Origin of the sequence: Nocardioides sp. (assembly GCF_025965415.1) — a bacterium.
Taxonomy (GTDB): domain Bacteria; phylum Actinomycetota; class Actinomycetes; order Propionibacteriales; family Nocardioidaceae; genus Nocardioides.
Map to the genome: position 1 here is coordinate 1 of NZ_JAOPWY010000025.1, position 9160 is coordinate 9160.

A 9160-nucleotide genomic window follows, 5' to 3' on the forward strand; every position below is an offset into this window, starting at 1 on the left:
GCCTCGGGGGCGGTGAACCAGCGGTCGCGGTCGGCGTCGGTCTCGACCTGCGCGAGCGGCTGGCCGGTGTGCTGGGCGATCAGCTCGAACAGCACCTTCTTGATGTGCAGCGACTGCTGCGCCTGGATCTTGATGTCCGAGGCCGAGCCGCCCATGCCGCCCGACGGCTGGTGCATCATGATCCGCGCGTGGGGCAGGGCATAGCGCTTGCCCGCCGCGCCGGCGCACAGCAGGAACTGGCCCATGGAGGCGGCCAGGCCCATGCCGACGGTCGCCACGTCGTTGGGGATGTAGTTCATCGTGTCGTAGATCGCCATGCCGGCGTCGACCGAGCCGCCGGGGCTGTTGATGTGCAGGAAGATGTCGGCCTCGGGGTCCTCTGCGGAGAGCAGGAGGAGCTGCGCGCAGATCGCATTGGCGTTCTGGTCGCGCACCTCCGAGCCGAGGAAGACGATGCGCTCGCGGAGGAGGCGCTGGTAGATGTGGTCGTCGAGGCCATACATCCCACCTGCGCCGTTCATCTCGGGCGAGAGGGCTGGGCTGGAGTTCTGGTTCACGCTTGCGACACTAGCCGGAAGGTCGGACACTTCCACGCGGTGACCCACCCTGTTCGCCCACAGCGGATTCCACGGCCGACGCCGGGGTCCACCCTCCCTGCTCAGCCGAGGGCGACCTCCCCGAGGACCTCGCGGAACACGCGGTAGCGCTCCGCGCCGACCCGCTCCGCCCACTCCTCGTCGCACGCCCGCAGCACCGCCGTCGCCCGGGCGACCGCCTCCCGGCCGCGGGGCGTGATGACCACGCGCCGGGCGCGCGCGTCGTGGTCGGCGACGGCCACCTCCACCATGCCGAGCGCCGCGAGCTGTCGGACGAACTGCCCGCACCCCTGCGTGGTCATCTCCGCGCACTCGGCCAGCTCGCTGATCGTCAATCCCTCCGGCGGCAGCCACTCCAGGACGCGCAGCTGCGAGGGGCGCAGCTCCGGCGCCTCCTCGGCGAGCCGTTCGCGGAGACGTCCGAAGATCATCCCCATCAGCATGGGCAGGTGCGGCTCGATCGCCGGCAGACGGTTGACAGCAGACATGAAAGCAACTTACCTTTTCTTGTCATGAAAGCAACTCTCACGGATGCGGGCACCGCGGCGCACCGCCGTGAGGTGCTGGGAGCCGACGACGTGACTGACGCCGAGCTGGCGGCGATCGTGGCGGACCTGTGGGGGGTGCCCGCGGTCACGCTGGAGGACTCGGCGGCGGAGACCGTCGACTACGACGTCCCCTCGATCCTGACCGGCGCCCGGACCTGGGTGCGGGGCCACGCGGACGCCGGCGACGGAGCGCGCCCGTTCACGCTGTTCGTCAAGCGGGTGCACCACTGGCGCCACTCCCCCGCCTTCGCCTTCGTCCCGCCCGAGGTGGGCGAGTGGGCGGCCGACTCCCTCCCCTGGCGCGCCGAGCCGCTGCTCTACGCCTCCGACCTCGCAGAGCGCCTCCCCGACGGCTTCGCGATGCCTCGCGGCCTGCGCATCGACGAGCGCGAGGACCAGACCGCGGTGCTGTGGCTGGAGGCCGTGGACTGCGACCCCGTCCGCTGGACGTACGACGACAGCGTGCGGGCCGCACGGTTGCTGGGCCGCCTCTCCGGCAGTCCCGCGGTCGCCCCGCTCGCCGCGATCGACCCGCAGCACTGGCACATCGACAACTTCGTGGCCGGCCGCCTCGCCTACACCGTGCTGCCGGGGCTGGACGACGACGCCACGTGGGAGCACCCGGCCGTCGCGGAGCACTTCGCGGGCCTCCGCGACCCTCTGACCGCCGCGGCCCAGCACCTCGACGCGCTGGCGGGCGAGTTCACCCGCCTGCGACACCTCGCCGCCCACGGGGACGCCTGCCCCAACAACCTGCTCCGCCGCGAGGGCGATCCCGGCTTCACGCTGATCGACTTCGGGTTCTGGCGCCCGCAGCCCGTGGGCTTCGACCTCTCCCAGCTGCTGGTCGGCGACGTCCAGATCGGCAAGCACGACGTCGACGACCTGCCCGAGCGCGCCGAGGCGTGCGTGAGGGCGTACGACGCGGGGCTGGCCGACGAGGGGCTCGAGGTGCCCGTGGAGGAGGTCCGGCGGGGTCACGCGGTGAGCCTGGTGCTCTTCAACGGCCTGCCGAGCCTGCCCACCGAGGTCCCTGCGCACCTCGACGGGGACGCGGCCGCCTTCGACCACTGGGTGAGGCAGCGGGCCGGCATCGCCCGCTACGCGCTCGACGTCCTGGCCCGCACCGAACCCGCGGCCTGAGGCGCACAACGCCGACCGGCGCCCACCCCTGCAGGGATGGACGCCGGTCGCGTGGTGCAGGTGGGCGGAGGTCAGGCCTCGTCGTCGCCCTCGGGCTCGGTCTCGGTCTCGGTCTCGGTCTCGGCGACGGTCTCCTCGACCGGCTCGCCGATGGTGCCGTCGGGACGCAGGTTCTTGAGCTCGACCACGTTGCCCGAGGCGTCGGTGACGGTCGCGGACTCCACGATCGTCGCCAGCGCCTTGCCGCGCAGGATCTCCTGCACGAGGTCGGGGATGTGGTTGTGCTCGAACATGTGGTTGGCGAACTCCTGCGGGTCCTGGCCGGACTGCTGGGCGCGCCGCACGAGGTGCTCGGAGAGCTCGGCCTGCTCGATGCCGAACTCCTCCTTCTTGGCGACCTTGTCGAGGATGAACTGCGCGGCGACCGCGTCGCGGACCCGGCGCTCGAGGTCGGCCTCGAACTCCTCCTGGGTCTGGCCCTCGTCCTCGAGGTACTTCTCCATGGTGATGCCGGCGAAGCCGAGCTGCTGCTCGACGTTCTGGCGACGCGCGTTGAGCTCGTCGGTGACCATGACCTCGGGAAGCGGGATCTCGACCTTCTCGAGCAGGGCCTCGAGGACGGCGTCACGGGCGGCCGCGGCCTGCTCGAGGCGCTTGCCGCGACCGAGGCGCTCGCGCACGTCGGCCGTCAGCTCGTCGACGGTGTCGAACTCGGAGGCGAGCTGGGCGAACTCGTCGTCGTACTCGGGGAGCTGCTGCTCCTGGACCGCGGTCACCTTGACCGTCACCTGGACCGGCTCGCCGACCAGGTCGCCACCGACGAGCTCGGAGTCGAAGGTCGCCTCGTCGCCGGCGCTCAGGCCGACCAGCGCCTCGTCGAGGCCGTCGATCATGCCGCCGCGGCCGACCTTGTAGGACATGCCGGTGACCTCGCCACCCTCGACCGTCTCGCCCTCCTTGGCGGCCACGAGGTCGATCGTCACGAAGTCGCCGTCGGCGGCCGCGCGCTCGACCGGCACGAGGGTGCCGAAGCGCTCACGGAGCGCCTCGACCTGCTCGTCGACGTCGGCGTCGGAGATCTCGATGTCCTCGACGCTGGCCTCGAGGCCGTCGTAGGCGGGCAGCTCGAAGTCGGGCTTGACGTCGACCTCGGCGGTGAACTCGAGGGACTCGTTGTCCTCGAACTTCGTCACCTCGATCTCCGGCTGGGCCAGCGGCTCCAGGTCGTGCTCCTGGAGCGCGGCCATGTAGGACTGCGGCACGACGGCGTTGATCGCCTCGTCGAGCACCGGGCCGCGACCGACCTGGCGGTCGATGACCGCTGGCGGAACCTTGCCGCGGCGGAAGCCCGGGACGTTGATCTGCTGCGCGATCTTCTGGTAGGCCGCGTCGAGGCTCGGCTTGAGCTCCTCGAAGGGCACCTCGACGGTCAGCTTGGCCCGGGTCGGGCTCAAGGTCTCGACGGCGCTCTTCACAAATGTCTCCTGATGCTGAAGGTCATGGGACGTCCACGGGGGAACGTGGAGGTGGGACGGGGGTGGTGAGGGCGGGGCGGGCAGGGCCCGGCGACCGCAAACCTCATCAGTCTATCGACGCCCGGGGCTGAGGCCGAATCACGCCCTCGCGGGGGCACCGCGGTCGGGGCGACAGGACTCGAACCTGCGGTCTCCTGCTCCCAAAGCAGGCGCGCTAGCCACTACGCTACGCCCCGCCAAACGGGCGCCGACGCCGCCGGATCGGCGGCGCGGAGCCTGCTTGGAGCGGATGACGGGAATCGAACCCGCGTAGCCAGTTTGGAAGACTGGGGCTCTACCATTGAGCTACATCCGCGCGTGCTGACGACGAGGTCGTCGCCGCTGCGGGAGTCATGGTGCCACACGCTGGAGCGTGCGCCCCAACCGGCTCGTACGCCGTCAGCGCCGGTGGACCAGGAGCAGCGCGCGGTCGTCGTTGCGCGACCCGATGGCGTCGATGAGCCGGGCGGCGCCCCCCTCGAACTCCCCGCGGAGCAGGCGTTCGGCCTGGCCGAGCATCCTGTCGATGCCCGAGCCGATGTCCCGGGTGCGGGTCTCGACCATGCCGTCGGTGTAGAGCAGGAGGGCGTCGCCGGGGAGCATCTGGCCGGACGCGGCGGCGTACGTCGTCCCGTCGATGAGGCCGAGGATCGGGCCCTCGGACTCCACCACCTCCCACCGTCCCGATCCGGCGTGGCGGAGGGCGGCCGGCGGGTGCCCGGCGCTGCGCAGGTCGTAGCGGCCGGTCGTGAGGTCGAGGGAGAGGTGGATCGCGGTCGCGAACCCCTCCTCCCAGTCCTGCCGGAGCAGGAAGGTGTTGGCCGCCGCGAGGAAGTCGGCCGGCGGGACGGCGCTGAGCAGGCCCCCGATCGCGCCGGAGAGCAGCAGTGCACGCGTGCCGGCACCCTGGCCCTTGCCGGAGACGTCCACCACCGCCACCTCGAGGCGGTCGCCGACCCGCGAGGCGACGACGAAGTCGCCCGCGAAGGGAGTGCCTCCCGCCGAGCGGAGCTCCGCGGCGGCGTACCAGTCCTCGGGCAGCGCGGGGATGCCGCCCTGGCGCAGGATGCGGTCGCGCAGGTCGATGAACATCATCTCGCCCTGGATGCCCGCCACCCCGAGGCGCGAGCGCCGGAAGGACGAGAGCAGCACGATGAAGCCGAGTCCGAAGATGATGACGACGGCGACGGCCGTGCGGACGGTGATGGTCTGGCTCGGCACGACCACGGCGAGCACGAGCAGGTCGAACACCACGAACCACGGCAGCTGGCGCGGGCCGAGCATGAGGCTCGACACCACCAGCGGGACCAGCAGGCCGACCAGGGGCGCGTAGCCGGAGAACAGCCAGATCGCGAACCCGATCGCCACCGTGGAGAGCACCAGCAGCACCAGGATCCGCGACCCGCGCGGCACCACCCGGTTGAGCAGCCCCTCGAGCCGCTGGCCGACGTCGGCGCCCTGGCCTCGCTGCGTCGGGGAAGAACTCATGGTCGAGCTCCTCGCGACGTGGCCGTGTCCTTGGGCGACGACTCTACGGCGCGGGAGCGGAACGTGGGCTGACATCGCGGACACCAGAAGATGTTGCGTCCGACGAGCTCGCCCGTGCGCACGGTCGAGCCGCACACCAGGCACGGCATCGCGGTACGCCGGTAGACGTAGTCTCCCCCGTGGTCGTCCTTGCGCGGCGGCCGGCCCATGGCCTCCGGGGTGTGCTCGGGCCGCACCGTGTCGATCCGCCCGGACCGCACCCCCTCGCCCATCAGCTCGACCAGGTCGGCCCACATCGCGCGCCACTGGCCGATGCGCAGGGTGTTGCCCGGGCGCAGCGGGTGGATGCGGTGGCGGAAGAGCACCTCGGCGCGATAGACGTTGCCCACCCCGGCGAGGACCTTCTGGTCCATGAGCAGGTCGCCGATCGCTCGGTGGCTGCGCGAGATCCGCCGCCACGCGAGACCGGGATCGGCATCGGGGCGCAGCGGGTCGGGGCCGAGCCTGCCGAGGATCTCCGTCCGCCGGGCCGGACCGACCAGGTCGCACAGGATGGCGCCCCGCAGGTCGGCGTACGACGTCCCGCGCGGGTCGTCCGACCCGGCGGTCACCAGCCGGAGCCGCACCTGCCCGACGGGGTCGGGCACGTGCTCGACACCCGCGTGGACGTCGAACGAGCCGATGAGTCCGAGATGGACGTGGACGAAGCGCTCGCCGTCGAACTCCACGAACAGGTGCTTGCCGGCGGAGTCGGCGCCCAGCACCCGCGAGCCGTCCAGTTGCTCGGCGTCCGCGGAGAAGCGCCCCTGCGGTGAGCTCACCCGGACCACGCGGCCGGCGAACGCCGCACCCAGGTCGTCGGCGAGCCGGCGGAGGGTGTGTCCCTCAGGCATCCGGCCCGCGCAGTGCGGACTCGGGCAGGTCGGGCAGCTCCTTGGTCGCGTCGTAGACCGAGACCTGGGCGATCCGGCGGAGGTGGCGCTCGTCGCCCGAGAACGGGGTGGTGAGGAAGACCTCGACGAACCGGGTCATGTCGTCCAGGGAGTGCATCCGGCCACCGACGGAGACGACGTTGGCGTCGTTGTGCTCGCGGGCGAGCGCCGCGGTCTCCTCCGACCACGCGAGGGCGCAGCGGATCCCCTCGACCTTGTTGGCGGAGATCTGCTCGCCGTTGCCCGAGCCCCCGATGACCACGCCCATGCTGTCGAGCCCCTCCGCGCGGTCGCCGGCGACTCCCTCGGCCGCCCGCAGGCAGAAGCAGGGGTAGTCGTCGAGGGCGTCGTAGACGAACGGCCCGTGGTCGACGACCTCGTAGTCGTGGTCGAGCAGCCACGTCGTGAGGTGGTCCTTCAGTTCGAGGCCGGCATGGTCGGAGCCCAGGTGAACGCGCATGGGAAAAGTGTTCCAGACGCTCAGGTGAGGTGCTGGTCGACCCAGCCCGCGACCTGGCGCACCAGCGGCTCGGACGCCGCGAACCGGGCGTGCCGCCAGAAGCCGTGGGTCTGTCCGAGGCAGCGGATGGCGACGGTCTCCACCCCGGTCTCGGCCACCAGCCGGGCGAGCTCCTCCCCCTCGTCGCGCAGCGGGTCGTGCTCGGCGGTCGCCACGAACGTCGGTGGCAGGGTGTGGAGCCGGTCGGAGCGCAGCGGCGCGAGGTCGGGGTCGTCGTAGTCGGCCTCGGTGCGGGCGTACTGCTCCCAGTACCAGGTGGCCTCGGCCGGGTCGAAGCCCGAGGCCGCGCCCTCGGCCCACGACGGGAACGCGTTGTGAGGGTCGAGGAACGGGTAGACGAGCGCGACCACACCGAAGAAGCCCGGGTTGCGCAGCGCCGCGACGAGGGCGAGGTTGGCGCCGGCGGAGTCGCCGTGGGCGGCGTACGGCCCCGGTGGCCCCACGCGGCGCAGCCAGCCGACGACGGTGTCGAGGTCGTCGGGGGCGGCGGGGAACGGGTGCTCGGGTGGGCGGCGGTAGTCGACGCTGAGGACCGGCCGCCGGACCCGGTTGGTGAACCGGCGGCACACCGCGTCGTGCACGTCGATGTCGTTGAGCACGAAGCCGCCGCCGTGGGCATGCACGACCAGCCCGGGCAGCGGGTCGACCGGGGTGTAGAGGCGGCACCTGACGCCGTGCGCGTCGACGTCCTCGACCGAGGCGACGTCCTCGCGGGGCTCGCGCAGGTTGGCGAGGCGCACCTCCTCGCGGTGCGCGGCGACGTCGAAGCCGGGCGCACTGAGGTCGGGGCTGTCGTCGGCCTCGATGGCGGCGCGGACCTCGGGGTAGATCACGATGGGCCTCCGTGGGATCAGCGCGACATCAGGGCGTCGAGGCCGACCGCGACGGCGGCCGCGACCCGGAAGTCGACGCGTTGGTCGGGCACGGTGACCCGGTAGCGGTCGCCGATCGACATCTTGCGCTCGACCGAGAAGAGCGGCTGTCCCGCGGCGTCGACGAAGTCGAAGTGGATCGGGATGAATTAGACGTCGGTGAAGCGGCGCAGCAGGCCGACGACCTGGTTGCGCTCCCGGCCGGTGCCGGTGTAGCCGGGGCCCTCGAGGTGGAAGGTGGAGCGCAGGAGCGAGGCGCCGAAGTCCTTGCGGAAGAAGCCGATCTGGGCGCCGCCCTCGTCGGTGATGTCGTAGCCGGCGTTGAGGTCGAGCTTGCGGCGCGCCTTGAAGCCGAACACGGGCCGCGTCTTGCTGGCGTCGGAGTAGAAGGTCACCTGCTCCTTGAAGGCCATCCGCTTCTGCTCGGCCAGCGCCATCAGGCGGGTCGGGTTGCCGGCCTCGTCGGACTCGGAGATCTCGTAGCGGTTGATCATCAAGGTGAGCTTCTGCTTCACCACGAAGCGGGGCAGGTGCATCTCGGCGGCGTGGGCAGCAGGGTTCTCGGCGTCCATGGGGCCAGCCTAGGGCGGCCCCACCGAGCACTCACCCACCGACGCGGGCGAGCTCCTCGTCGATGACGGCCGGGTCGAGCTTGGTGAAGACCGGGGTCGGCTTCTCGATCCTCGCCCCCACGCTGACCGGGCGCGACTCCCACCGCGGGGTGGCGGTGTAGTCACCGGTGATGACGGGGTAGGAGACCAGCCCGGCGCCGTTGTCGGGGTCGAGCTCGTCCACCTCCTCGATGCGCGGCATCGGCACGAACTCACCCTCGCCGCCCAGCACCCGGTGCACCTTGTTGGCGGCGTGCGGGAGGAACGGCGACAGGAGGGTGTTGCAGTCGCTGACGCACTGGAGGGCGACGTGCAGGACGGTCGCCAGCCGCTCGCGCTGCGCCTCATCCTTCATCTTGTAGGGCTCGGTGACGGTGAGGTACTTGTTCACCTCGCCGACGATCCGCATCGCCTCGGCGGTCGCCGCGCGCAGCCGGTGGCGACCGAGCAGGTCCCCGACCGACTCGAAGCCGGCGCGTACGGCGGCCAGGACCGCCTCGTCGACCTCCTCGAGGTCACCGCAGGGCGGGATCTCGCCGAAGCTCTTGGCGACCATCGTGGCGGTGCGGTTGACCAGGTTGCCCCAGCCGGCCACCAGCTCGGAGTTGTTGCGGGTGACGAAGTCGGCCCACGTGAAGGCCGCGTCGGAGGTCTCGGGGCCGGCCGCGCAGATGAAGTAGCGCAGCGCGTCGGGGCCGTAGCGGGCCAGGAAGTCGCCGACGTAGAGCACGTGGCCGCGCGAGGTGGAGAACTGCTGGTCGCCCATCGTGAGGTACTCCGAGGAGACCACCTCGGTGGGCAGGTTGAGCAGTCCGTAGGTCCCCGGCTCCCCGCCGCGTGAGCCCTGCCCGTTGTAGGCCAGCAGCTCGGCCGGCCAGATCTGCGAGTGGAAGACGATGTTGTCCTTGCCCATGAAGTAGTAGGACAGCGCCTCGG

General features: G+C 71.5%; 10 protein-coding genes and 2 tRNA genes. 1 reads left to right on the forward strand and 11 read right to left on the reverse strand.

Translation table 11 applies throughout. The annotated features are described in order from the left end of the window. Both JWN97_RS02790 and JWN97_RS02795 read right to left on the reverse strand, forming a co-directional pair. Positions 1-503, reverse strand: a 503-nt coding sequence (locus tag JWN97_RS02790; protein ID WP_297617897.1) for an ATP-dependent Clp protease proteolytic subunit, incomplete at its 3' end; no start/stop codon positions are given. Between the two features lie 155 nt (positions 504-658). Next, positions 659-1084: a MarR family winged helix-turn-helix transcriptional regulator gene (locus JWN97_RS02795; RefSeq protein WP_297617871.1), complete on the reverse strand. Its 426-nt coding sequence runs from the start codon at positions 1082-1084 to the stop codon at positions 659-661. Positions 1085-1108: 24 nt separating this feature from the next. Between JWN97_RS02795 and JWN97_RS02800 the strand changes: the two genes are divergently transcribed. After that, positions 1109-2287: a phosphotransferase gene (locus JWN97_RS02800; protein WP_297617874.1), complete on the forward strand. Its 1179-nt coding sequence runs from the start codon at positions 1109-1111 to the stop codon at positions 2285-2287. 71 nt (positions 2288-2358) lie between these two features. Here JWN97_RS02800 and tig read toward each other — a convergent pair whose 3' ends face one another. The 9 genes from tig to JWN97_RS02845 form a co-directional block, all read right to left on the reverse strand. After that, positions 2359-3762, reverse strand: a complete 1404-nt coding sequence (gene tig / locus JWN97_RS02805; RefSeq protein WP_297617877.1) for a trigger factor — start codon at positions 3760-3762, stop codon at positions 2359-2361. A gap of 163 nt (positions 3763-3925) precedes the next feature. Next, a tRNA-Pro gene (locus JWN97_RS02810) sits at positions 3926-3998 on the reverse strand. Positions 3999-4043: 45 nt separating this feature from the next. Further along, positions 4044-4117 (reverse strand) — tRNA-Gly (locus JWN97_RS02815). Positions 4118-4200: 83 nt separating this feature from the next. Beyond that, positions 4201-5289: a PP2C family protein-serine/threonine phosphatase gene (locus JWN97_RS02820; RefSeq protein WP_297617880.1), complete on the reverse strand. Its 1089-nt coding sequence runs from the start codon at positions 5287-5289 to the stop codon at positions 4201-4203. Further along, positions 5286-6182, reverse strand: coding sequence for a DNA-formamidopyrimidine glycosylase family protein (locus JWN97_RS02825; RefSeq protein WP_297617883.1), 897 nt, complete (start codon positions 6180-6182; stop codon positions 5286-5288). Before JWN97_RS02825 ends, JWN97_RS02820 begins: the two co-directional genes overlap by 4 nt. Beyond that, on the reverse strand, positions 6175-6681 hold the full coding sequence (locus JWN97_RS02830; protein WP_297617885.1) for a ribose-5-phosphate isomerase: 507 nt from the start codon (positions 6679-6681) through the stop codon (positions 6175-6177). The genes JWN97_RS02825 and JWN97_RS02830 overlap by 8 nt, the downstream gene beginning before the upstream one ends. Before the next feature lie 20 nt (positions 6682-6701). Beyond that, positions 6702-7574, reverse strand: coding sequence for an alpha/beta hydrolase (locus JWN97_RS02835; protein ID WP_297617888.1), 873 nt, complete (start codon positions 7572-7574; stop codon positions 6702-6704). 188 nt (positions 7575-7762) lie between these two features. Then, on the reverse strand, positions 7763-8185 hold the full coding sequence (locus JWN97_RS02840) for a hypothetical protein (protein WP_297617891.1): 423 nt from the start codon (positions 8183-8185) through the stop codon (positions 7763-7765). A 31-nt stretch (positions 8186-8216) separates the two neighbouring features. Then, a partial coding sequence (locus JWN97_RS02845) for a class I tRNA ligase family protein (RefSeq protein WP_297617894.1) occupies positions 8217-9160 on the reverse strand: 944 nt, incomplete at its 5' end.